Origin of the sequence: Siminovitchia acidinfaciens (genome assembly GCF_003605385.1) — a bacterium.
In the GTDB taxonomy this organism is placed as follows: Bacteria; Bacillota; Bacilli; order Bacillales; family Bacillaceae_C; genus Siminovitchia; species Siminovitchia acidinfaciens.
In genome coordinates this window covers 1-24007 of record NZ_QYTV02000004.1, presented here as the reverse complement: position 1 = coordinate 24007, position 24007 = coordinate 1, and the positions used below count along the sequence as shown (strand labels likewise).

Sequence of the window (24007 nt, the reverse complement as noted above, 5' to 3'; positions counted from 1 at the left end):
AACATCGTTTACAATTTTTTCGCGGCAGCTCTTAAAAGAAAAGTGGGGCGTTACGCTCCAACTTGAAGTTTTAAAGGAGATTGAGAAGCATTGACGAAGTTTTCAGATTTAAATTTGAGTCCGTCTATTTTAAAAGCAGTCAATAGAATGGGCTTTGAAGAAGCTACACCGATACAGGCAAAAACGATTCCATTAAGCATGGAAGGGAAGGATTTAATCGGGCAAGCTCAAACCGGTACTGGAAAAACAGCGGCGTTTGGAATTCCTTTGATTCAAAAAATCGATCCGAGCGATCACACGGTCCAAGGGATCATCATTGCTCCGACGCGTGAGCTGGCTATCCAGGTTTCAGAGGAGCTATATAAAATTGCCATCGACAGCCGGGTGAGAGTGCTCGCAGTTTATGGCGGATCTGATATTCAGCGCCAAATCAGGGCGTTGAAAAAAGGTCCTCAGATTGTCGTTGGAACGCCTGGACGTGTCCTTGACCATATTAACCGCCGGACACTGAAATTGGGCAATGTCCATACAGTAATTCTCGATGAAGCGGATGAAATGCTGAACATGGGCTTTATCGAAGACATTGAATCGATTTTGAAAACAGTCCCTGAGGAAAGGCAAACATTGCTTTTTTCTGCTACAATGCCCGAACCAATTCGCCGAATTGCCGAGCGTTTCATGAAGTCGCCTGAGCTAGTTAAGGTTCAAGCGAGAGAAATGACTGTTCCATTGATCGAACAATTTTTTGTGAAAGTGCCGGAAAGAGAGAAATTTGATGTCCTTTCACGATTAATTGACGTGCAGTCTCCGGAATTGGCTATTGTTTTTGGTCGGACGAAACGCCGTGTGGATGAGTTGTCCAACGCTTTGACCGTTCGCGGATACACTGCGGAAGGAATCCACGGCGATTTGAGCCAGGCGAAACGCTTGTCCGTTTTACGTAAGTTCAAAGAAGGTAAAGTGGATGTTCTTGTAGCGACCGACGTGGCAGCGCGTGGATTGGACATTTCAGGTGTCACCCATGTGTATAACTACGACATTCCACAGGATCCCGAAAGCTACGTCCATCGTATCGGACGTACAGGGCGTGCCGGAAAAGAAGGAATGGCCGTTACATTCGTCAGCCCACGTGAAATGGGGTACCTGCGCATCGTTGAGCAAACAACGAAAAAGCGGATGCAGCCAATGCGCCCGCCAACTTGGGACGAAGCGCTCGAAGGCCAACAACGCGTGACAATGGAAAAATTGGCTGAGACGATTGAAGAGGGCAATCTGGATGAATACAGGTCCACAGCTGTTGACTTGCTGAACGAGCACGATGCAGTGGAAGTCATTGCAGCTGCATTGAAAGTAATCACCAAGGAGCCTGACAAAACGCCAGTACACATCACTGAGGAAAGACCGCTCCCATCCAAACGGGATTCTTTCCACGGTGGAGACCGAGGCGGACGAGGCAGAAGAGGAAAGCCGGGCGGCCAGTCATCATATAAAGGCCACCGCAAATCCCAGCGCCGCTCAGGGAATCGGAGACCATAAGGAAAAGCGGAGACGCCTGTTCATCGACGTACAGACTGACCCGAAATGCGGAAATGCCTTGTCAGCCCCGACAAGCATAAGACGATTCCCGAGGAGGCAGCTTTTTAGCCACCACAGGGAATTGGCTTATTACCTCGAGGGGCTAGGCGTTGAAGCTAGACTGGAGTGAATCCGACGAGATAAAGGAAACACGGCGAAGCCGCAGGCGAGCCGATGTTGACTTATCGTAGGAGGAAGCGCGAAGTCTGCTAGTCGATAGGCGTCGCAGCTGGACATAGGAAAAGCGCAAATAACTTTTACAAATGAAAAAGCCGCTCACGCGAAAAGAGCGGCCAAAATATGAGGAGCCGCTCAAAAAGCGTAAGCGATCCATCTAACAAAAAACAATCGGAGAAATCCGGTTGTTTTTTTGTTAGAATATGAAGGGTGACTAATATAGAACATTGTTTAAAGGCTAGATAAAATGATTTTAAAAGTAAATCTGAAATTTCGAGAGTAAATCTAAAATTTGAAAAGCAATTCCAAAAAACTGGATAGTCATCCAGGCCCAGCGCCTAAAAATGGGAGCATTGTTAGGCAGAAAAGAGGGGGAGAATTAATGGAAATCAGACCACCATCAAGGCGGATTTCGCAGCGCGGTTTAAAGGTGTGGCGTATTACGGGGGCGCTTAATTCACTAGCATTATGGCTGGTAGTAGCTATAGCCGGGGGACTTACATATTTTTTTGATTGGCCGATTTGGATTACGGTCTCAGGCGCTGGACTTGTATTCATTATTACAATATTGAGCATTTTTATCATTCCTTCCATCCGATGGAAGCGCTGGCGCTATGAAGTGACGGAGCACGAGTTGGAGCTTCAGTATGGAGTTTTTTTCATTCACCGGACGCTTGTTCCGATGGTGCGGGTCCAGCATGTTGATACTTCGCAGGGACCGATATTGAAAAAATATGATCTTGCCACTGTCTCGATATCAACCGCGGCAACGGTTCACGAGATACCTGCGGTCGATATTCATGAGGCGGAGGAGCTGCGCCGTTCCATTTCCGCATTGGCAAGGGTGGCTGAAGACGATGTTTGAACCGAAACGGCTTCACCCGATCACTGTGTTGTATGATTTCATCCGTTCGCTGAAAGAGCTCATCATTCCATTTATTTTCCTTTTTATTTTTGGGAAAAATGAGATTGAACTTGGTTTTAGCATGCTCCCGCAGCTCCTATTTTTACTATTCGTCCTTTTTATGATTGCTTCTATGGTTGTCAAATGGCTTAGGTTTACGTATAGGGTCGAGGACAACGAGCTCCGGATTGAGCAAGGGCTGTTTGTCAGGAAAAAACGTTATATCCCTTTTGACCGGATTCAAAGCCTCGACTTGTCTGAGAGCATTATCCACCGTCCACTGGGTCTTGTAAAAGTGAAAGTGGAAACGGCAGGGTCAGGCGGGGACAAGGCAGAAGCAGAGTTGACGGCCATAAAAAAAGCGGATGCGGCATCGTTACAGAAAATTATTTCTGATGTAAAAAATAAGGTACCGTCAGATGTTACGGAGGAAGTGGCAGCTCCTAGAGAAGATATCATTTATAAGATTACAGCGCGGCAGCTCCTTTTTCTTGCATCCACATCCGGGAGGGCTGGTGTCGTCATTTCTGCATTTCTGGCATTTGTTTTTCAATTTGAAGACTTTATTCCTTATGAAAAGTTGTTTAATGAAATGCAGCAGCTGATCAAATTCGGCGTGGTTTTCATCTCTGTGGTAGTTTTTATTGCTCTTTTCATTGCCTGGCTTTTATCGGTTGTCATCGCATTTTTCAAATACAACGATTTTACAGTAAAAAAAGTGAAAGATGAGTTGATCATCACGAGGGGTTTGTTGGAAAAAAGGACAACAACGGTTCCCTTACATCGAATACAGGCGCTAACGATTACGGAAAGCCCGATCCGACAGCCCTTTGGGTACGCGAGCGTTTCTTTGGAAAGTGCCGGAGGAGCGTCCACTGACTTGGAGAATTCTTCCATGGTCCTTCTTCCGATTGTGAAGCGCAGCGAAATTGCTGACCTACTAGGTGGATATTTTACCGACTATGCATTTGACACGGATTTCAGACCTGCTCCTAAACGGTCGATACGGCGCTATATGTTTGTAAAATCAATCATAGCCCTCGTTATTGCAGGTGTCGTGACCGGGTTTTTCTGGCCATATGGGTTATTTGCCGTTGCTTTGCTGCCAATTGCCATTTTATGGGGTTACGCTCAGTATAAATCCGCCGGCTGGAATATTGCAGGTCAGCAACTGACGATGCGCTATAGGACAATCGAGCAGCATACGATGCTGATGAAGAAAAACCGGATCCAGTCGATGGAAGCAAGTGTAAGCTGGTTTCAAAAGCGTGCTGATTTAGCGGCGGTGAGTGCAGCGGTGAAATCCGGGGCAGGTTCCCGCGATGCGGAAATTGCCCATCTGGATGAAAAGCATGCTCTTGAAGTTCTTGACTGGTATAGCCACAGAGATCAAGGACTGATAGATTTCGTTGAAACAGCTACAGAAAGCGAATAGGACGGATTTTTACTAAAACAGCCCCAATGAGAAAGCCTGCGATCAAACCGGAAATGTGACCAGTGATATTGATGTTGGCTTGGAAAAAGGTCATGATCACTCCGAGAGCCGCAATCGGCAAAATCACCTGTTTCCCCTGCTGGGGCATGGCTTCTTTTTTAAAAAAAGTGATGGCCAAATAGATACCGAACAAACCGAAGATCGCTCCGCTCGCGCCAATGTGCGTGTAATAGGGCGGCTTTAGAATAAGCGTCGCAATATTGGCGGCAACTCCACAGGCAATATAAACAAGAATGAACTGAAACTTTCCAAGTGCTCGCTCGAGTGCCGGACCGAATAAAACAAGTGAGAATGAATTGAACAAAAGATGGGTGAAAGCGATATGTACAAAAATTGGTGTGAACAATCGCCAATATTCTCCCATTTGGATTAATATATTGACGCCTGCTAGAATTTCAAAAATAAGCTGCTGCGGGAAAAGCGGCAGGTTCATAGCAAGGAAAATGGCGATATGAATAGCCACAAGAGCCGTAATGACAGGATACAGGCGAATGAATTGCCCGAAAGATTCCGTGCGGAGGAACATGGGATACTCTCCTTTCTTATTGAACTCCTATCATTATATTATAGTCGTAAATGAAAAGTAGAAGGGAAGTGCTGCGATGATTTCGGGAATCGGACTGGATCTCGTAGAAACGGAGAGAATTAAAAAGCTGAGAGAACGGCAGGCGCGATTTCCTGAGCGTGTTTTGTCAGCGGGGGAACTTGCATATTACGAAACTTTGCCGGAAAAAAGAAAGACCGAATTTCTTGCTGGGAGATTCGCAGCGAAAGAAGCTTTCGCTAAAGCGCGTGGGACAGGTATCGGCTCAGAACTGTCTTTTCAGGACATTGAAATTATGGCGGACAAATTAGGGAAACCGCATATTGTAAGGCCCGCAGATCAAGGGGAAAAAGTTCATTTATCCATTACGCATACGAAAGCATATGCCGCCGCGCAGGTGGTGATTGAAGTGGAGCGGTGAGAATGCTCCTCTTTTTTTGTTGGTGGCGAGAAGTAGGATGGTTGGATTAACCACCGAAAGAAAGTGCTATTACCGTTTTTTTAAACCAAGCAGAAGCGCGCATTATACCCCGTGCATTATTGATAAGCTAGTTAACGTGCTGCCGAAGCGCTCAATCAAACGGTAACGATTCCACGCCATTCGTGCCCGAAAAAGGGGTCAATGCGCCAAAACGGTAACGATTCCGCGCTATTCGTGCCCGAAAAAGGGGTCAATACGCCAAAACGGTAACGAATCCGCGCTATTCGTGCCCGAAAAAGGGGTCAATACGCCAAAACGGTAACGAATCCGAGCCATTCGTGCCCGAAAAAGGGGTCAATGCGCCAAAACGGTAACGAATCCGCGCCATTCGTGCCCGAAAAAGGGGTCAATGCGCCAAAACGGTAACGAATCCGCGCTATTCGTGCCCGAAAAAGGGGTCAATGCGCCAAAACGGTAACGAATCCACGCCATTCGTGCCCGAAAAAGGGGTCAATGCGCCAAAACGGTAACGAATCCACGCCATTCGTGCCCGAAAAAGGGGTCAATGCGCCAAAACGGTAACGAATCCACGCCATTCGTGCCCGAAAAAGGGGTCAATGCGCCAAAACGGTAACGAATCCGCGCCATTCGTGCCCGAAAAAGGGGTCAATGCGCCAAAACGGTAACGAATCCGCGCTATTCGTGCCCGAAAAAGGGGTCAATACGCCAAAACGGTAACGAATCCGCGCCATTCGTGCCCGAAAAAGGGGTCAATGCGCCAAAACGGTAACGAATCCGCGCTATTCGTGCCCGAAAAAGGGGTCAATGCGCCAAAACGGTAACGAATCCACGCCATTCGTGCCCGAAAAAGGGGTCAATGCGCCAAAACGGTAACGAATCCACGCTATTCGTGCCCGAAAAAGGGGTCAAGTCGCTCAAACGGTAACGATTCCGCGCTATTCGTACCCAAAAGAGGAGTCAATGCGCTCAATGGTGCGAATACCTTCATAAATTATGGCTAAAACAAAGAAATAGTTAAACAGGGAGAATCATTATAAACTCTTTGAAGCATTTTATTTAAAAATTAACCGCCCTCCTCTTCCCTTCAATAAGTCCATCGCTTCACTTCGTTCCGCGTGTTTCCTTTAACTTGGTCAGAGTCAGTCCAGTCCGTACGTCGCTAAACGGATGCTTCCACATTTCTATACATATTGTCCACGGTTGTCTCATATATTTTTAATGCGTCAGGAGAGACGAGGTTGGGTTCGGGGATTATTGCCGCATTGGGCGGATCGGTTCGCTCGAATGGCAATGCCGGCTAATGATTCCCGGCATCCATCCTACTCTCTTCTTTTCATGTGTAAATGAGACAACAAAGGGGTTGAAGGAATGAGAAAGGGGCTATGGCTAGTTTGGGGGATTGTTGCGGCGATGCTCGTGCTTTCGGCCTGCGGTTCAAAATCTCAGGAGGATGTAGCGAAGGATCTGAAGGAAAAAGTGGGGGATATCAAGGGATATAAAGCAAAAGCAAAGATGACTCTGGAAGTCGGGGATGAGCCTCAAGTTTATGATATTGATGTCTGGCATCATAAGCCAGGTGATTATCGGGTTCATTTAAAGAATGCCAAAAAAGAACAAAGTCAGATGATTCTTAGGAATAAGAGCGGTGTTTATGTGTTGACGCCTGCACTTAACAAGAGCTACAAGTTCCAAAGTGATTGGCCGAAAAACAGCAGCCAGGCGTATTTGTTTGAGTCTCTGGTCAAAGATGTCCTTGACGACAAGGAGGCAAAGTTCAAGGAGACGAAGGAGCATTATGTTTTTGAAACGAAGACGCGCTATCAGAATAACAAAATGCTGCCGACACAGGAGGTTACTTTTAAGAAAAGGTCATTTGAACCGATCAGTGTTAAGGTAATGGATACAGACAAAAATCCGGTAGTAACAGTGGAATTTACGAAAGTGGACTTTAATGCAAAGTTTGATGATGATGCATTTGATACGAAGAAAAATATGACAAGTGCCCAGTTGGAAGTACCGGTTTTGGCAGGGCTGAGCGGGAAGGAATTTTCTGTGAAGTATGCAATGGCTGAAATCCCAGGTGTGACCCTCCATGACGAAAAAACGATGGAGACAGATAGAGGAAAACGGGTCATCCTAACGTACGAGGGAGAAGATAAGTCCTTTACACTCTTCCAGGAAAAAGCCGAAGTGATTCCGACGGCATCAATGGAAACGGTGGAAATGAGCGGCGAAATGGTGGATCTTGGTTTTGCCATGGGCGTCATGAACGACCATTCCATTGTTTGGAGCCAGGACGGTGTGGATTACATGCTTGCTTCCAAAGATCTGACGCAGGAAGAAATGATAGTGGTCGCACGTTCGGTGCAAGGCGACTCGGTGAAATAGACCCTTTTACATGAAAGGGTCTATTTTTTGCAAAATTTTATGTGCTTAGGTTCAGCGCTGGGCAGTACATCGGTCTGAATTTTTTTATAAAAAATATCCGGAGGGAGTTGTACGTTTTCGAAATAATGGTATAATGGTCCCTAACTATTATAAAAATTTAGAACTTTTAATATATAAAGTAATGCTTGCCCCTTCTTGACCTCCATTTATGGAGGGAGTCCCTTTTTAAGGATCGTCACGGAGGAGGTGGGCATTTTGATACGGAAAATTAAACTGATGGAGGTGGTCATAACTTGGGGGCTCGAGCGTGTTTCAGTGCTATTGAAACCGCTTACACATCAAGGTCGGGCATTGAGGACAGGTTTTAACGGGTGTTTGTTTCCTTGTCCAGGCGTCTTTTGAATTGCTGATTTTGATTTTAAAATGAAGGAGCGATCTGATAATGGGTATGTTAGAAAAAGATACCGGACCCAGCGTTACGCCTCCATCTCAGAATAGTCTCTTGGAAAGATTGTTTAAGCTGTCGGAAAGGAATACGAATGTCCGGACGGAGCTGCTTGCAGGACTCACATCCTTTTTGACAATGAGTTATATCATATTTGTAAACCCTGCAATACTGGCCGATGCCGGAATTCCGAAGGAAGCGGCATTGGCTGCCACGATCTATGCGAGTGTCTTTTGTACAATACTGATGGCACTTTGGGCAAATTACCCTGTCGCCGTAGCACCGGGAATGGGTCTAAACGCTTTCTTCGCGTACACGGTTGTCCTTGGACATGGTTTGACATGGCAGACGGCCCTTGGAGCGGTATTCATCTCGGGTGTCCTGTTCTTAATTTTGACTGTTACGGGAGTTCGACAAAAAATTGTGGATGGGGTCCCTGACGTCCTGAAATCGGCCATCGGCGTCGGGATCGGGTTGTTTATCGCCTTTATCGGATTTTCTAATGCGGAGCTGATTGTTGCGAATGAAGCGACGTTCGTTTCCCTCGGCGATATTACAAGCCTTGGACCGATTCTAGCATTGATCGGCTTCATCATTGCTGCAGTTTTGACGGCGAAAAGAATAAAAGGGGCGCTCCTGATCAGTATACTTGGAACAAGTTTGATCGCGATGATCACCGGTTTTATCGGTTTCCCCAAAGGGATCAATGATGTCGTGTCGTTAAAGTTGCCAAGCATGGCTGAGACTTTTTTAGCGATGGATATTAAAGGGGCCATTGCCTACGGGATTCTTTCGGTCATCTTTTCCTTTACAATCGTTGAGTTGTTTGATAACTTGGCAACATTAATCGGATTAACGAGAAAAGCCGGGCTTGTGCGGGAAGATGGAAAAATTGAAAATCTGGATCGCGCCCTCCAAGCTGATGCTGTCGGTACAATGGCGAGTGCGGCATTCGGAAGTACGGCATTGAACGCTTATATAGAGAATGCCACAGGTATCCAGGAAGGTGGAAGGACGGGACTGACTGCTCTGACCGCAGGGGTATTGTTCCTTCTGGCATTGGTTTTCGCTCCGCTGATTGTTTTCGTTCCTTCAGTGGCAACGGCACCCATTCTCATCCTGGTTGGTGCTCTCATGATCAGTGAGATCAAAAATATCAGCTTTGATGATTTTACAGATGTAATCCCTGTATTCCTGACCATTATTTTAATGCCTCTTACGTACAGTATCGCGACGGGATTGGCTTTCGGTTTCATTTCTTATACACTATTAAAACTTCTGACGGGTAAAGCCAGTCAAATCCACTGGATCATGTATATCGTAAGTGCAGCCTTTATCATCAACTTTATTATGGGCGGCGGATAATCCGGTAAATAGAGAGAGGGATACTGATTGATTTGTACAAAGGAAATGTTGAAAAAAAGAATTGACGTAGCGGCCAAAAGAGTTCCTGCCGATCTCGTCATTAAAAACGGAAAGGTAATTAACGTCTTTACGAGAGAAATTGTAACAGAGGATATTGCAATAGTGGATGGATATATCGCCGGAACCGGCACCTTTGAAGGCTATGAAACGGTGGATGCTTCCGGTAAGTATATCGTGCCCGGCTTTATTGACGGGCACGTCCATATCGAATCTGCGATGGTTATCCCTTCCGAGTTTTCCAATGTTGTACTTCCGCATGGAGTGACGACAATCGTTGCCGATCCTCATGAAATTGCGAATGTGTCCGGGACGGAAGGTATAGACTTTATGTTGAAAGCATCTGAAGACATTCCGCTTGAGGTTCTTTTGATGCTGCCGTCATGCGTACCTGCCACGCCTTTTGAAAATGCCGGGGCAACCCTTGAACATTCGGATTTGGAGCCTTATTATTCCCATCCGAAGGTCATTGGTCTTGGGGAGGTCATGGATTATCCTTCCGTCCTTTATAAGGATGATAAAATGCTGGATAAAATCATGGATGCCTCGCTAAAAGACAAGCACATCGACGGCCACGCATCTGGCATTGATGCGGACGGGATTAATGTGTATATGTCGTCCGGGATAAGAACAGACCATGAATGTGTGACTTCGGAAGAAGCACTTGTCCGGATGAGAAAAGGGATGTATGTCATGCTGAGGGAAGGGTCAGCGGCAAAGGATTTGATCACGCTCCTGAAAGCGGTGAATGAAAATAATGCACGCCGCTGCTTGTTCGTTACAGATGATAAGCATCTAGACGAAATCATTGATGAAGGAAGTATCGACTTCAACGTGAAGACGGCCATCCAGGAAGGGCTGGACCCGCTACTGGCTATACAAATGGCTACATTGAATGCAGCAGAATGCTTCGGCCTTAAAACAAAGGGTGCGATCGCACCGGGTTATGAAGCGGACTTTTTACTCCTGAATGATTTACAGACGGTCGACATCGACAGCGTATATAAAGGCGGAAAGCTTGTTGCGAAAGATGGCGATGTCATCAAGCCTTCGAAGTCGTCCACGGCTCCGCCTGCCATTATTACCGACAGCGTCAATATTAGTCCAGTTTCACTTAAAGATTTAAAGGTGAAGATGAGCGAAGGAAATATGGCGAACATCATTAAAATCAAGCCGAAAATGATTGTCACAAATCACCTCATTGAAGAAGTGGACGTCATTGATGGTTATTTTCAGCCGAGCATCGGAAAAGACCAGCTTAAAATAGCGGTCATCGAACGCCACTACCGTACAGGTAATATCGGTTTGGGAATCATTAAAGGGCTGGGGATCAAAAACGGGGCAATTGCGTCGACAGTTGCGCATGATTCCCATAATATTGTCGCAGCTGGGACAAACGATGACGATCTGTTGAAGGCAATCCAGGCGACTGCTGACATGAAAGGCGGGCTGGCTGTCGTGGAGGATAGAAGCCTGCTTGCTTCCCTGCCATTGCCGGTTGCCGGGTTGATGTCGGATAAGGATTACAGAGTAATCAATGAACAGATCAGAGAGTTGAACGATGCCCTGGTAAAAATCGGCTGTTCCATGGAATTCAATCCATTCATTACTCTGGCGTTCCTTGCTCTGCCGGTCATCCCCGAACTGAAGCTAACCGATATCGGCTTATTTGATGTAAAAACCTTCCAGCATATCGACATTGAGGCTGTAAGTATAAAATAAGGGCAATATAGGCTCCCGTTGTGTGCGGGAGCTTAATTTAAATCTAAAAAATATAAAGATAGACCAATTTTTCTATTCAGTCACGTATAAGTTATGTCCAGCCCCGATGGACAGGACGGCGCCACAGGGCGTGCAGGGCGCGCTAGTGCCACCGAAGTGACAGGACAGGAAAGCTTCGGCAGCATTACATCGCACGAAGGAAAAGCATCAGCTTTTTCGAGGATGTCGCGTTTTGAGGCGGCCCAGGTGCCATCGGCTCAAAGCCACAATCCGCAAGGAATCTTATTCAGGATCTCACCTTGTTGCAAGGCTACATGAAGCATATTCAGTGATGCTTCTCACGATGTGATTGAAATCAGCTGCTTTGCTGTGGTGGCTAAAAAGCTCTCTCATCAAAATTCGTCCTCTGCTTGTCGCCGATGCGCTTTTCTAGTAGTCACGGACACCGGGAAAGTGAAAAAACTTCACTCGGAATGCCACCTGAACTCCTTTTCCTAATATGACAAAGCCGTAACAAAATTGACTTCAAAATTCATTTGACATATGGGGGAGTGAACTGAATAATCAATAGAGGAGTCTATTTGATTTCCTGGGGAGCGTGACTATTTTTGAATGGCAAAACTCAATATTTTCGTGATACATGGGCAGAGATTGACTTGGATGCCCTATATAAAAATGTAAAGACAATCCGTGACGGGCTGCCTCGGGAAACGAAGTTGTTTGCTGCGGTAAAAGCAAATGCATACGGACACGGTGATTTTCAAATAGCGCAAGAAGCATTGAAAGCAGGTGCCCACGGCCTTGTTGTCGCCTTGCTTGATGAAGCATTGGCCCTCAGGCAAAAAGGGATAGATGCTCCAATTCTAGTTTTGGGGCTTATTCGGCCGACGGATGCCTCCGTTGCCGCAAGACATCATATATCAGTACCGGCATTTCAAATGGACTGGCTCAAAGAAGCCAGCCAGGCGATGGAAAGTGGCGATCCGCCGCTGAAAGTCCATATTAAGTGTGATACGGGAATGGGGCGTATCGGACTTAAGAATGAAAAAGAATTGAAAGAAATCGAGCATTATATAAACAATAATGATTCATTTGAACTTGAAGGCATATTTACCCATTTTGCAACTGCAGACCAATCTGAAGAAAATTATTATCTGCAGCAGCTTGGAGCTTTTAAAAAGCTTGTTTCCTCCTTGGAGACACCCCCGGAATATGTACATGCTGCCAATAGTGCAGGTGCCCTCTGTCACAATGATTCTATGTTCAATGCAGTCAGGGTAGGGATTGCTATCTACGGACTTTCCACTTCGCAGGAGAGACCACCACATATAAAAGGGAAACAGGTATTTTCCCTTCATACCGCAATTGTTCATGTCAAAAAAATTCAGCCAGGCGAATGCATCGGATACGGGGCTGGCTACCAGGCGAAGAAGGAAGAGTGGATTGCTACAATACCGGTAGGCTATGCCGACGGCTGGCTCCGAATGCTGGAAGGTCAAAGAGTCATTGCTGACGGCCACCGTGCAAACATTGTCGGAAGGATCTGCATGGATCAGACGATGATCAAGCTTCCTCATTATATGCCGGTCGGTACAAAAGTCACTTTGATTGGCGGGCAAGGATCCGATGAGTTCATTACAGTGGAGGAAATTGCTGAAAAGCTTCAAACGATCAATTATGAAGTGACGTGTACGATCAATTTTCGAGTTCCGCGCTTATATAAAAGGGGCTCTCGGCTGCTCGGAGTTGATAATAAACTTTTATCGGAAGATGAGTGAAAAAAGCGAACTTCGATGAATAAAAGTCTTGGAGGTTCTAGTTTAAGGCTGCCAGATAGGCGCTCAAGAAGTGTTCGGTCATAACGACCAAAAGCTGGAACATGGTTCCATGATCAGTTTTAAACAACCAAATAGGCGGGCAGGCTCAGGAATATGCTCATATAGATGGCTCTTAACGACCCTATAAGGAATAGTTTCGAAATACAGCCGTAGAGCATGATTTGCTGTTAGCCCGGTTGCATTTTTCGTAGAAATAAATTAATTTATTTTGCTGAAAAAAGAAGGAGTTATGACAAAAAAGGAGAATTCATGTATAAGGAATTCTTTGTCATGCCGATAATAAGAAGAATATGCAAAAAGTTTGAAGCAGAACGCGGACAGTTTTACCAGAAATGATATATTTGTCCTTTTTTGTTTTTTTAATGAAACTTAAATGTTCTTTGCACCAAGAGTGAATGATGTTATGATGATAGGTGGATTAATATTAGATTGGTTTTATTAAAAGGCTTGTATTTACTGGTGGAGGTGTAGTTTGTGTCTGAATCCAACGCAACAACTGAAATTATCATTCGTTTACCACAGCATCTCTTGGCGGAGTTGGATGGGTTTGTGGAACAAGAAAATGTAAATCGTAATGAGTTTATCTATCGAGCTACAAAAATGTACATTCGTGAACGTAAAAAACGCCACATAGTTGAATCAATGAGACGGGGCTACATGGAAATGGCAAAGATCAACCTAGCTATCGCATCGGAGGCTATACAGGCGGAATACGAGGCAGAGCATACTGTCGAGCGGCTTGTAAGCGGGGGATGATCTTTTGGTCGTTAAACGGGGTGATGTGTTTTTCGCCGATTTATCCCCAGTAGTTGGTTCGGAACAAGGCGGTGTCAGACCGGTGCTTGTCATCCAGAACGATATTGGAAATCGGTTCAGTCCCACTGTCATTGTTGCAGCCATTACTGCCCAAATCCAAAAAGCAAAGCTGCCTACTCATGTGGAAATTGATTCGAAGCGTTACGGTTTTGAAAGGGATTCAGTCATACTGCTTGAACAGATTCGAACAATCGACAAGCAGCGTCTTACTGATAAGATTACACATCTAGATGAAGAAATGATGGAGAAAGTGGATGATGCCTTGCAAATCAGCCTGGGCCTCATCGCTTTTTGAGACGCTTATTTTAGAGCGTCTTTTTTTTATACCTTTTTCCTAACCCGCTCAGCAGCACGCTTGGCTAAGACTTCAGACACAGGATAAAGTATCTGCGCGGTTATCACGATAAGGAATCTACTGGCAAACGTTTGTCTTTTTAACGGTGAACTTGTTAAAATAGATAAAAAATAGGACACGATAAGTTAAGGCAAGTTGATTGGAGGAAGAATGAGTGAATATTGAAGTTGCCAACTTTTTGAAAGAACACAAGCTGGAATTATTGGAAGATTGGATGTCCGCAATGAAACGGGACGAGGGTGAACGGTCGCTGAGTGTCATATCTGACGCGATGTTTCAAGAAATCAGTAAAGAGTTTATTGAAATAGCGGTTTCCAATATTATAGATTCAGAGAGTGATTATAAGAAAAAGGTCGAACGTTTTACGGAAAGGGTTGTAAGGATAGGTTGGCCGCTTGTTTTTTTAATGGCCGGTCTCGATAGATTAAAAACCCTTATTTTAGAGTTGATGCAAAGGGAAAAGGAGTACAGCAGCGAGCAGACGGTTGAATTGATCACCGAGATTGATCGCTGGGTTGCGCCGATGGCTAATCAGATTGTGGAGTCCTATTCCAATAATTGGGAAAAGATAGTGTCTCTCCAAAAGGTTGCCCTTCAAGAGTTGTCGGCACCTTTGATTCCTGTCTTTGAAAAAATTTCTGTCATGCCGCTCGTGGGAACTATTGATACGGAAAGAGCCAGGCTCATCATGGAAAATTTATTGTCAGGAGTCGTCAAGCACCGTTCGGAAGTTGTCTTAATCGATATTACCGGCGTTCCTGTCGTAGACACCATGGTCGCACATCACATCATACAAGCTGCGGATGCTGTCAGGCTTGTGGGTTCAAGGTGCATGCTTGTGGGAATTCGCCCGGAGATAGCGCAAACGATTGTTAATCTCGGTATCCATCTTAATCAGATTACAACGACAAGCACTCTTCAAAAGGGGATTGAACAGGCATTGGAATTTACCAATAGGAAGATTGTGATGCTTAAGGAGGGCTCACATTGAGAATACCGATATTAAAGCTAAGGGATTGTTTATTGGTTTCGATTCAGTGGGAATTGGATGATCAAACTGCACTATTGTTTCAGGAAGATCTTTTACAAAGAATTCATACGACAAATGCTCGCGGAGTGGTCATCGATATAACATCCATCGATTTCATCGACTCCTTCATTGCCAAGGTTCTGGGCGATGTGATGGAGATGTCAAAGTTGATGGGATCTAAAGTCGTTATAACGGGAATTCAGCCAGCCGTGGCCATTACACTCATTGAGTTGGGAATCCGGCTGGAGGATGTCATGACGGCCTTAGATTTAGAAAACGGGTTGGACAAATTACAACAGGAACTGGGGGATTAAGCCTATGGAGCTGCAGTCCTTCGTAAAAATACTAAATGAATGGGACGTCGTAGCAGTTCGCCAATTAGGCAGAAACGCAGCAAAAGAGCTGGGTTTTGGGGTAGTGGATCAGGCGAGGATAACAACTGCGATAAGCGAATTGGCCCGAAATATATTCTTATATGCCGGTGAAGGCAAGGTTACGATTGAAAAAATATTTTTAGACGGGAAAAAAGGATTGAAAGTCATTGCAGAAGATGAAGGTCCAGGAATTTCGGATATTCGCAAAGTAATGCAGGATGGATATTCCACTTCTGGAGGGCTGGGAGCCGGTCTTCCAGGCGTCAAACGGTTAATGAATGAATTTGACATTCAATCTCAGCCTGGTGAAGGCACTGTCGTCACTGCTATTAAGTGGCTCCGCTAAAAGGAGTGAATGGGTTGGATTTTTGGGATACGGTTGAACCGAAATATAAAGAAATAATTCGAAAGTATTTGATTGATAAGGATGAGAGGATCCTTTATCAGGGACAGAAGCTAAGCCGGAAATTAATTGAGCATAACATTACCCCTGAAGAAATTATCAGCCTTCATAAGACGATTATGATGGAAGGGGAGAACTCCCCGGATCAGCTTCTTGATTCCTTTGATGTGCTTTTGGAAGTGATGATGGCCTATGGGCTTGCCTATAGGGAGCATCAAAGCCTGAGGACTGAACAGAAGGCATTGAAAAACGAAATCGAAGTGGCGGCAAGCATGCAGGAAACACTTCTGGGCACGGCCATCCCGAAAGTCGATGGGGCGGATATTGGCGCAATCAGTGTGCCTGCCAGGCAAATGAACGGGGATTACTACCACTTTGTCATGGATGACGATCAAAATGTCGGCATCGCCATTGCAGATGTCATAGGAAAAGGCATACCAGCTGCACTGTCCATGTCAATGATCAAATATGCCATGGACAGTTTGCCTGAAGACCAGCTTCGGCCGGGTACAATACTGAGGAACCTAAATCGAGTCGTTGAACAAAATGTCGACCCGAGTATGTTCATCACTATGTGCTTTGGCGTCTACGATCCCCAAAAGCATACATTTTGCTATTCCACAGCGGGACATGAGCCAGGTTTTTATTATCAGGCAAAGACTAAGGAATTCAAAGAACTGGAAGGAAAAGGGCTGTTGCTCGGCATTGATAAAAATACCGGATACAGCGAATATGAGTTGGAGCTGGCACCGGGCGACATGATAATCCTTTTGTCGGATGGCGTAACCGAATGCAGGACGGATGAAGGCTTTATCGAAAAAGAAGATCTGACTGAGCTTATCAATAATTACATAAATCTGCCCTCGCAGGATATTGTAACGGGCGTTTATAAAGAATTAGAAAGACTGCAGGAATTCGAACTGCGGGATGATTTCACTTTGATCATTTTAAAAAGAGACGCATAAAATACAAAAGTATGTTTTCTTTACCTATAAAACGGGTAAGTGTAAAAAGGAAATATAAACACTACATATTTATAGGGGTGGGTACTGTGAACGTTTCAATTGAGGTAAAAGAAAAAGATAATGTTTCTTATGTGACTCTAGCGGGTGAAATCGATGCTTATACTGCACCGAAGGTACGTGATGAACTAATGGAAGCTGCCAAAGGTGACGACGTAAAATTGATTATAGATTTATCCGGCGTGAACTATATGGATAGCACAGGTTTGGGTGTATTTGTAGGGCTCTTTAAGCAGCTTCGTTCAAATAATGGCGATATGAAATTAACGGGAATGACGGAGCGTCTTCAGCGTCTGTTTGATATTACCGGACTTGCAGATGTAATGGACATCAATACCGAGGTCGAGGGGGGAGTATGATGGAGGTAGCTTTTGATTATGTTGAGATGAAAGTTCCCGCCAAGCCGGAGTATGTCGGAGTTGTGAGATTAACCATTTCGGGTATCGCGAGCCGGATGGGTTTTTCATATGAGGTGATTGAAGATATAAAAATTGCCACAAGTGAAGCTGTGACTAATGCAGTTCAACATGCGTATAAGTCGAACGAAGGCGGAGAAATCGTTGTCGGATTTGCGCTGTATGATAATCGCCTTGAGGTGATGGTGTCAGACTCTGGAAAAAGCTTCGATATGAAAAAGACCCGAGAAGAGACAGGACCGTATACTGAAAAACAAAATGTTGAATTTATGCGTGAAGGAGGCTTGGGGCTTTATTTAATCGAGAGCTTGATGGATGAAGTCAATGTTCAATTGAACCAGGGGGTCATTGTTTATATGACTAAATACCTGGAAGGAGAGCAGGTGGGGCTCGATGCCGAAAAAATCTCAACCTGATAAGAGCACTGACGTCAACAATTGGATTAAAGCCTACCAGGATCACCAAGATGAAGAAGCTCAAAACAATCTTGTCCTCCATTATAAAAACCTGATCGATTCAATCGCCAGGAAGTATTCAAAAGGCAAATCGTATCATGAAGACATTTTTCAGGTAGGAATTATCGGTTTGCTGGGGGCTATCAGGCGCTACGATGAATCATATGGAAAATCTTTCGAAGCCTTTGCGATTCCTACTATCATTGGGGAAATTAAACGTTTTTTACGAGACAAGACATGGAGTGTGCATGTTCCCCGGAGAATAAAAGAATTGGGACCCAAAATCAAGACGACTGTGGAAGATTTGACAAGGGAACTCCAGCGTTCTCCGCAAATACATGAAATTGCCAACCGCCTGGAAGTGACAGAAGAAGAAGTGTTGGAAGCGATGGAAATGGGAAAAAGCTATCAGGCGCTGTCAGTGGATCATTCGATTGAAGCGGATGCCGACGGAAGCACGGTCACATTACTGGACATTATCGGAAACGTGGACGAGGGTTATGAAAAAGTAAATCAAAAACTTGTGGTAGAAAAAGTCTTACACGTATTAACGGACAGGGAAAGGCAGATTATCCAACATACGTATTTGGAGAATTTGAGCCAGAAGGAAACTGGGGAATTGTTGAATATTTCACAGATGCACGTTTCAAGGCTTCAGCGCCGTGCGATTAAAAAACTGCAAGATGCCATTTTTGCAGAGCCAATCAATACGGAGAGCTCAACTTTATGATGCATTTCGAGAACGAATGTATCGAATCTTATGCTTTTCAAAGAGCGAAAGAGGGCAAAGTTTTTTGCGGCGACAGCTTTTACATGACAGCCAATGAAGATTACTTTCTGTGTGTTCTTGCCGACGGTCTTGGGAGCGGAGAATATGCTTATGAATCCTCGCAAGCTGTCACTTCTGTCGTACAATCCAATTTGGAAGAGGATGTCCAAACGCTAATGAGTTACAGCAACAGAGTATTGCTCAGCAAGCGAGGAGCGGCAACCGCTATTTTCAAAGTCGATTTTCGTGAAAAGACATTTGAATACAGCTGCGTAGGAAATATTAGGTTTTATCTATATACACCTTCCGGAAAAATGGTTTACCCTATGCCAGTGTCCGGCTATTTATCGGGCAGACCCCAAAAGTTCCGAACGCAAAAATTCCCTTACGAGTCTCAATCCATCTTCTTAATCCATTCAGACGGTTTCGTTAATGAGAATATAAAGCCGTACATTAAAAATCACCAATCTGTATCTGCGCTGTCCAACCGATTAAAAGCAAAACAAATAAATACAAATGACGATGTGACATTTATTGTTGGAAGCCTGCTTAAGTAAGCGGGTTTTTTTGTTTGGAAGAAAAAAGTAAAAAAATGATTTATGGACATTTGTTGTAATATAGTATTGCTTTGTCCAGCTCCAGCGCCCAGCGACTAGCAAACTTCGCACTCCTCCACTACGATAAGTCAACATCGGCTCCTTCGTCGCCGTGTTTCCTTTATCTCATTGTGGAGTACTCCAGTTTGTACGTCGCTAAACGGGCGCTTGCGCTTTTCTTATAAAAATGGAATTTACATACTCGACGATGTTAAGATAATGTAATAGTTACCAATATGAAACGAGGGATTCCGATGATTGAAACTGAAACCAAATCCAATCGCGATCAGCTCATTCAGAGGCTGGCAAAAGAATTGCAGCTTTCAGGCAAGCAGATCAGCAGTGTCATCACACTGCTTGAAGAAGGAAATACGGTTCCGTTCATTGCGCGTTACCGAAAAGAAATGACCGGAGCGCTTGATGAAGTTCAAATAAAAGATATTATGGAAAGCTGGACTTACATACAAAGTTTGGAGCAGCGAAAAGAGGATGTCCTTCGCCTGATCGACGAGCAGGGAAAGCTGACAGAGGAATTGAAACAGAAAATCGTTAAAGCCGATAAACTGCAAACGGTGGAAGACCTTTATCGTCCTTACCGGCAAAAACGCCGGACAAAAGCGACCATAGCCAAGGAAAAGGGATTGGAGCCTTTAGCAGAATGGATGTGGAGGTTTCCGCTGGAAGGGAGTGTAGAAGAAGAAGCCGGTAAATATGTTTCCGAGGAAAAAGAAGTGAAAGATGCGACCGAAGCAATTCAAGGGGCTAAAGATATATTGGCTGAGCGGATTTCCGACGATGCGGTTGTGCGCCAGTGGATCCGGGACGAAACCTTCCGTTCGGGACAGGTAATGTCGGAGGTTAAAAAAGAAGAGCTGGACGAAAAATCAGTCTATGAAATGTATTATGGCTACGAAGAACCTGTGAAAAGAATTGTCCCTCACCGGGTACTTGCCTTAAACCGTGGTGAAAAAGAAGATATTTTACGCGTCTCCATCAAGCCGGATACAGAGAAAATCATCACTTATTTAAAAAGGAAATTCATTAAAAAGGAATCGTCTGTTGCTGCTGTTGAAGTAGCAGATGCCATCGAAGACAGTTACAAGCGGTTGATTGAACCGTCAATTGAACGGGAAATAAGAAATGAACTGACGGCAAAGGCGGAAGATCAAGCCATTCATATTTTTTCCGAAAACCTTAGGAAGCTCCTCCTTCAGCCGCCGCTCAAAGGTAAAGTGGTTCTTGGTGTAGATCCGGCGTACCGTACAGGCTGCAAGCTTGCCGTTGTAAATGAGACTGGAAAAGTGCTTCATATCGACGTCATTTATCCACATCCCCCGAAAGCGAAGCCTGAGCAGGCCAAAGCGAAGATGGTTGAAGCTCTAAAAAAGTATAATATTGAAATTATCGCCATCGGAAACGGTACGGCATCACAGGAAACAGAGCAGTTTACTGTGAATATTTTAAAAGAGCTAAATGCTGGTGTGGCATATATTATTGTTAATGAAGCAGGAGCAAGTGTCTATTCAGCATCAGAACTTGCAAGGGAAGAATTCCCTGAGTTGCAGGTTGAAGAAAGAAGCGCGATATCCATCGCCCGCCGACTCCAAGACCCGCTGGCAGAGCTTGTGAAAATTGATCCTAAATCAGTGGGTGTCGGACAGTATCAGCATGATGTAACCCAGAAAAAGTTAAATGAACAGCTTGCATTCGTTGTTGAAACTGCCGTGAACCAGGTTGGAGTAAACGTTAATACAGCGTCAGCCTCACTGCTTCAATATGTTTCGGGGTTAAGCAAAACAGTAGCGAATAACATCGTGAAGCAGCGTGAGGAAAACGGAAAGTTCAATAGCCGCACGCAGTTGAAGAAAATACCGCGGCTCGGCGCGAAAACATATGAGCAGGCAATCGGGTTCATGCGCATATTAGAAGGAAAGGATCCGCTGGATGCCACTCCTATCCATCCGGAAAGCTACCCGGAAGTAAAGAAACTTCTTGACTCCATCGGGCTTACTTCTGCGGATGTCGGCACCGAAAAAATGACTGAGGCTTTAAAACAGTTGTCTGTTGAAGAAACAGCGAAGGAGCTTGGACTTGGTGAATTGACTCTCCGCGATATTATAGATTCACTGATGAGGCCGGGACGCGATTTGCGCGACGAGCTTCCAAAACCTCTCTTGAAGAAAGACTTGCTGAAACTTGAAGACTTGAAGACCGGGATGGAGCTTCAGGGAACAGTTCGAAACGTCGTTGACTTCGGTGCATTCGTTGATGTCGGCGTGAAAGAAGACGGGCTTGTCCATATTTCAAAACTGAGCAACCGATTCGTCAAACATCCGCTGGATGTTGTTTCATTAGGTGATGTTGTCACTGTATGGGTGGAAAACGTCGATGTCCAAAAAGGACGGCTGTCGTTAACCAAGAAAAATCCAAATAAATGATTGTATATTATTGAGGAGATGGTTGCTTCCAGTCGGAGGTTTTTTGTGGAGCCGAGAGTGATTCAAGGTTTTGAGGAGTATTTCGGAAAATCAAAGTGTATTTGCGAAAAGTGAAGAGTATCTGGCATTTTGAAGGTTATTCGGGGAGCAACAGAAATTTTAAAGCGAATTTCCGTAGGTGTGCTATGTCTCAAATTCTAAAGAGAGTTTTCATTAGAGCCGAAAGTTTTACAGCTTACACCATATTCATCTTCTATACTCTGTTTGAAATGAAGAAACACTGCTTACAAGGAGCAGTGTTTTCTTTGTGGAAAAAATGAAAGAAGATCTCTGTTTAAGAGGAGCAATGCTTTCTTCTGTAGAAAAACCAACATTGGTTTAGCAGCTTGATTTGGTACCGATCTTTTTCCAAAAAGGCCTTCTGCATCTGGTTTTGAAACCAGACTGGCATCGTTCACAACCTCCCCGCCACTTTTGTTGTAATATTATTATATGAATAAAACTGCTGTCATGTTCAATGTTTGACAGCCGGAGGTAAAGGGAATGACAAACGAACAACTGCAGGAGTTGACTGAAAAAATCTCTGAAAAATATTTCTTAAAGCCTTTTAAACATCAGGCATTTTTCAATTCACGCCTTCGAACGACAGGAGGGCGGTATATGCTTGGCACCCACAACATTGAAATCAACAGAAAGTATTATGAGGAACATGGAATGTTAGAGCTTGAAGGCATTATTAAACATGAGCTTTGCCACTACCATCTTCATATAGAAGGAAAGGGCTATAAGCATAGAGATAAGGATTTTCGCCAGCTATTAAAAGAGGTCGGTGCCCCTAGACATTGTACTCCGCTTGTGATGGAACAGAAAAAGCCGGTCAGAAAAAGAGTCTACGTGTGCACGAAATGCGGACAGAATTATGAACGTCAAAGGAGAGTGGATATAAAAAGATACTCCTGCGGAAAGTGCCGGGGAAAGTTGCGGGAGAAGATTTGACTGGCGAGTATCGGTCAATGAAGGCAAGCTTCGAAATAAATAAATGCAAGTCTGGGCATGGGCTGCCGGCGATAGATCAAAGGTTCCGAAAAAAAGATAAAAAAATTCCCGTTAGCCTATTGACAGTCAGGCCATGACTATTTATAATCGTAAGAGTCATTCATACGGGGAAGTACTCAAGAGGCCGAAGAGGTGCCCCTGCTAAGGGCATAGGTCGCGTAAGCGGCGCGAGGGTTCAAATCCCTCCTTCTCCGCCATTTTTTATTTTGGCCCCTTGGTCAAGCGGTTAAGACACCGCCCTTTCACGGCGGTAACACGGGTTCGAATCCCGTAGGGGTCATTAGAAAAGCGGAAGGCGACGTTTAGCGACGTACAGACTGGAGTGACTTCGACGAGATAAAGGAAACACGGCGAAGCCAAAGGCGAGCCGATGTTGACTTATCGTAGGAGGATGCGCGAAGTCTGCTAGTCGCTGACGCCTGCAGCTGGACATTAATAGCATTTCAAAATAAAGTTTTCCTTCTTATATTATATGGTCCCGTGGTGTAGCGGTTAACATGCCTGCCTGTCACGCAGGAGATCGCGGGTTCGATTCCCGTCGGGACCGCTTAAAAAACCCTTGCTATTTCATATCGGGCTTTGTATAATGAAGTACTCGGATTGATGGGCTATAGCCAAGCGGTAAGGCAACGGACTTTGACTCCGTGATTCGCTGGTTCGAATCCAGCTAGCCCAGCCAAGATTAGAGCCATTAGCTCAGTTGGTAGAGCATCTGACTTTTAATCAGAGGGTCGCAGGTTCGAATCCTGCATGGCTCATTGCTTTTTTTAAAAAAGCGAGTAAGAAATTAAAAAAACGTATTGACACTTTCAAAAGCGAGTGATACAATATTACTTGTCCTTGAAAAAGGCGGTCGTGGCGGAATCGGCAGACGCGCTAGGTTGAGGGCCTAGTGGTAGCAATACCGTGGAGGTTCAAGTCCTCTCGACCGCACCAAATAATGTGCGCCCGTAGCTCAATTGGATAGAGCGTTTGACTACGGATCAAAAGGTTAGGGGTTCGACTCCTCTCGGGCGCGCCAATTTTATTCTCTTGTAATCTATGAACGGGAAGTGGCTCAGCTTGGTAGAGCACTTGGTTTGGGACCAAGGGGTCGCAGGTTCAAATCCTGTCTTCCCGACCATAGTACTTACAATTCTATACGCGGGTGTAGTTTAGTGGTAAAACTACAGCCTTCCAAGCTGTTGTCGTGGGTTCGATTCCCATCACCCGCTCCAACTTTTCCAAAAAAAAGTTGTTGACACACTTCGGGCGACGAGGTATAATAGAAAAGCTGCTCGAGAGAGCAACTGCAAGTTTGATCTTTGAAAACTGAACGAAACGAA

At 44.9% G+C, this 24007-nt stretch carries 22 protein-coding genes and 9 tRNA genes; 29 read left to right on the top strand and 2 right to left on the bottom strand.

The window, feature by feature from the left end; translation table 11 throughout:
- The first annotated feature begins 90 nt into the window (after positions 1-90).
- The 3 genes from cshA (at position 91) to D4T97_RS10185 (ending at position 4091) form a co-directional block, all read left to right on the top strand.
- Positions 91-1536 carry a degradosome RNA helicase CshA gene (gene cshA, locus D4T97_RS10195; RefSeq protein ID WP_126050332.1) on the top strand — a complete coding sequence of 482 codons (1446 nt, stop codon included), beginning with the start codon at positions 91-93 and terminating at the stop codon, positions 1534-1536.
- A 598-nt stretch (positions 1537-2134) separates the two neighbouring features.
- Complete coding sequence (locus D4T97_RS10190) at positions 2135-2617, top strand: PH domain-containing protein (protein ID WP_126050330.1); 483 nt, start codon at positions 2135-2137, stop codon at positions 2615-2617.
- Positions 2610-4091: a PH domain-containing protein gene (locus D4T97_RS10185; protein WP_126050328.1), complete on the top strand. Its 1482-nt coding sequence runs from the start codon at positions 2610-2612 to the stop codon at positions 4089-4091. The genes D4T97_RS10190 and D4T97_RS10185 overlap by 8 nt, the downstream gene beginning before the upstream one ends.
- On the opposite strand, the gene D4T97_RS10180 is transcribed toward D4T97_RS10185, so the two are convergent.
- The gene (locus D4T97_RS10180) at positions 4075-4677 is read right to left on the bottom strand and encodes a rhomboid family intramembrane serine protease (RefSeq protein WP_126050326.1); all 603 of its coding nucleotides are present in this window, start codon (positions 4675-4677) and stop codon (positions 4075-4077) included. The genes D4T97_RS10185 and D4T97_RS10180 overlap by 17 nt on opposite strands.
- A 76-nt stretch (positions 4678-4753) precedes the next feature.
- Here D4T97_RS10180 and acpS point away from each other — a divergent pair, with 76 nt between their 5' ends.
- The 16 genes from acpS (at position 4754) to D4T97_RS10100 (ending at position 21626) form a co-directional block, all read left to right on the top strand.
- Positions 4754-5116: a holo-ACP synthase gene (gene acpS, locus D4T97_RS10175; protein WP_126050324.1), complete on the top strand. Its 363-nt coding sequence runs from the start codon at positions 4754-4756 to the stop codon at positions 5114-5116.
- A 1389-nt stretch (positions 5117-6505) separates the two neighbouring features.
- A complete protein-coding gene (locus D4T97_RS10170; protein WP_126050322.1) occupies positions 6506-7525 on the top strand; it encodes a LolA family protein in 1020 nt (339 codons plus the stop codon).
- A gap of 442 nt (positions 7526-7967) precedes the next feature.
- Positions 7968-9335, top strand: a complete 1368-nt coding sequence (locus tag D4T97_RS10165) for an NCS2 family permease (RefSeq protein ID WP_126050320.1) — start codon at positions 7968-7970, stop codon at positions 9333-9335.
- Positions 9336-9380: 45 nt separating this feature from the next.
- A complete protein-coding gene (gene ade / locus D4T97_RS10160; RefSeq protein WP_126050318.1) occupies positions 9381-11114 on the top strand; it encodes an adenine deaminase in 1734 nt (577 codons plus the stop codon).
- A 608-nt stretch (positions 11115-11722) separates the two neighbouring features.
- Positions 11723-12892: an alanine racemase gene (alr, locus tag D4T97_RS10155; protein WP_126050316.1), complete on the top strand. Its 1170-nt coding sequence runs from the start codon at positions 11723-11725 to the stop codon at positions 12890-12892.
- A gap of 534 nt (positions 12893-13426) precedes the next feature.
- The gene (locus D4T97_RS10150) at positions 13427-13708 is read left to right on the top strand and encodes a CopG family ribbon-helix-helix protein (RefSeq protein ID WP_126050314.1); all 282 of its coding nucleotides are present in this window, start codon (positions 13427-13429) and stop codon (positions 13706-13708) included.
- A gap of 4 nt (positions 13709-13712) precedes the next feature.
- Positions 13713-14063 carry a type II toxin-antitoxin system PemK/MazF family toxin gene (locus tag D4T97_RS10145; protein ID WP_018709209.1) on the top strand — a complete coding sequence of 117 codons (351 nt, stop codon included), beginning with the start codon at positions 13713-13715 and terminating at the stop codon, positions 14061-14063.
- A 214-nt stretch (positions 14064-14277) separates the two neighbouring features.
- Complete coding sequence (locus D4T97_RS10140; protein WP_126050312.1) at positions 14278-15114, top strand: STAS domain-containing protein; 837 nt, start codon at positions 14278-14280, stop codon at positions 15112-15114.
- The gene (locus tag D4T97_RS10135) at positions 15111-15467 is read left to right on the top strand and encodes an STAS domain-containing protein (RefSeq protein ID WP_126050310.1); all 357 of its coding nucleotides are present in this window, start codon (positions 15111-15113) and stop codon (positions 15465-15467) included. The genes D4T97_RS10140 and D4T97_RS10135 overlap by 4 nt, the downstream gene beginning before the upstream one ends.
- A gap of 4 nt (positions 15468-15471) precedes the next feature.
- Positions 15472-15873, top strand: a complete 402-nt coding sequence (locus D4T97_RS10130; protein ID WP_126050308.1) for an anti-sigma regulatory factor — start codon at positions 15472-15474, stop codon at positions 15871-15873.
- A 14-nt stretch (positions 15874-15887) separates the two neighbouring features.
- Complete coding sequence (locus D4T97_RS10125; RefSeq protein ID WP_126050306.1) at positions 15888-16895, top strand: PP2C family protein-serine/threonine phosphatase; 1008 nt, start codon at positions 15888-15890, stop codon at positions 16893-16895.
- A gap of 86 nt (positions 16896-16981) precedes the next feature.
- Positions 16982-17311 carry an anti-sigma factor antagonist gene (locus D4T97_RS10120; RefSeq protein WP_126050304.1) on the top strand — a complete coding sequence of 110 codons (330 nt, stop codon included), beginning with the start codon at positions 16982-16984 and terminating at the stop codon, positions 17309-17311.
- Positions 17311-17784, top strand: a complete 474-nt coding sequence (rsbW, locus tag D4T97_RS10115) for an anti-sigma B factor RsbW (protein ID WP_126050302.1) — start codon at positions 17311-17313, stop codon at positions 17782-17784. The genes D4T97_RS10120 and rsbW overlap by 1 nt, the downstream gene beginning before the upstream one ends.
- Entirely contained in the window at positions 17762-18553 is a 792-nt protein-coding gene (gene sigB, locus D4T97_RS10110) for an RNA polymerase sigma factor SigB (protein WP_126050300.1), read from the top strand. Before rsbW ends, sigB begins: the two co-directional genes overlap by 23 nt.
- Positions 18550-19149 carry a PP2C family serine/threonine-protein phosphatase gene (locus D4T97_RS10105; RefSeq protein WP_126050298.1) on the top strand — a complete coding sequence of 200 codons (600 nt, stop codon included), beginning with the start codon at positions 18550-18552 and terminating at the stop codon, positions 19147-19149. Before sigB ends, D4T97_RS10105 begins: the two co-directional genes overlap by 4 nt.
- Before the next feature lie 293 nt (positions 19150-19442).
- The gene (locus D4T97_RS10100) at positions 19443-21626 is read left to right on the top strand and encodes a Tex family protein (protein WP_126050296.1); all 2184 of its coding nucleotides are present in this window, start codon (positions 19443-19445) and stop codon (positions 21624-21626) included.
- Positions 21627-21960: 334 nt separating this feature from the next.
- Here the strand turns inward: D4T97_RS10100 and cmpA are convergent, their stop codons facing one another.
- A complete protein-coding gene (gene cmpA, locus D4T97_RS10095; protein WP_126050294.1) occupies positions 21961-22077 on the bottom strand; it encodes a cortex morphogenetic protein CmpA in 117 nt (38 codons plus the stop codon).
- A 92-nt stretch (positions 22078-22169) separates the two neighbouring features.
- Between cmpA and D4T97_RS10090 the strand changes: the two genes are divergently transcribed.
- The 10 genes from D4T97_RS10090 (at position 22170) to D4T97_RS10045 (ending at position 23899) form a co-directional block, all read left to right on the top strand.
- Positions 22170-22622: a SprT family protein gene (locus D4T97_RS10090; RefSeq protein WP_126050292.1), complete on the top strand. Its 453-nt coding sequence runs from the start codon at positions 22170-22172 to the stop codon at positions 22620-22622.
- A gap of 166 nt (positions 22623-22788) precedes the next feature.
- Positions 22789-22879: transfer RNA gene (locus tag D4T97_RS10085), tRNA-Ser, on the top strand.
- 11 nt (positions 22880-22890) lie between these two features.
- Positions 22891-22962: transfer RNA gene (locus D4T97_RS10080), tRNA-Glu, on the top strand.
- Between the two features lie 194 nt (positions 22963-23156).
- Positions 23157-23229: transfer RNA gene (locus D4T97_RS10075), tRNA-Asp, on the top strand.
- A 57-nt stretch (positions 23230-23286) separates the two neighbouring features.
- Positions 23287-23361: transfer RNA gene (locus D4T97_RS10070), tRNA-Gln, on the top strand.
- A gap of 6 nt (positions 23362-23367) precedes the next feature.
- A tRNA-Lys gene (locus D4T97_RS10065) sits at positions 23368-23440 on the top strand.
- Positions 23441-23531: 91 nt separating this feature from the next.
- Positions 23532-23618: transfer RNA gene (locus D4T97_RS10060), tRNA-Leu, on the top strand.
- 8 nt (positions 23619-23626) lie between these two features.
- Positions 23627-23703 (top strand) — tRNA-Arg (locus tag D4T97_RS10055).
- A 25-nt stretch (positions 23704-23728) separates the two neighbouring features.
- Positions 23729-23805, top strand: a tRNA-Pro gene (locus tag D4T97_RS10050).
- A 20-nt stretch (positions 23806-23825) separates the two neighbouring features.
- Positions 23826-23899 (top strand) — tRNA-Gly (locus D4T97_RS10045).
- The last annotated feature ends 108 nt before the right edge of the window (positions 23900-24007 follow it).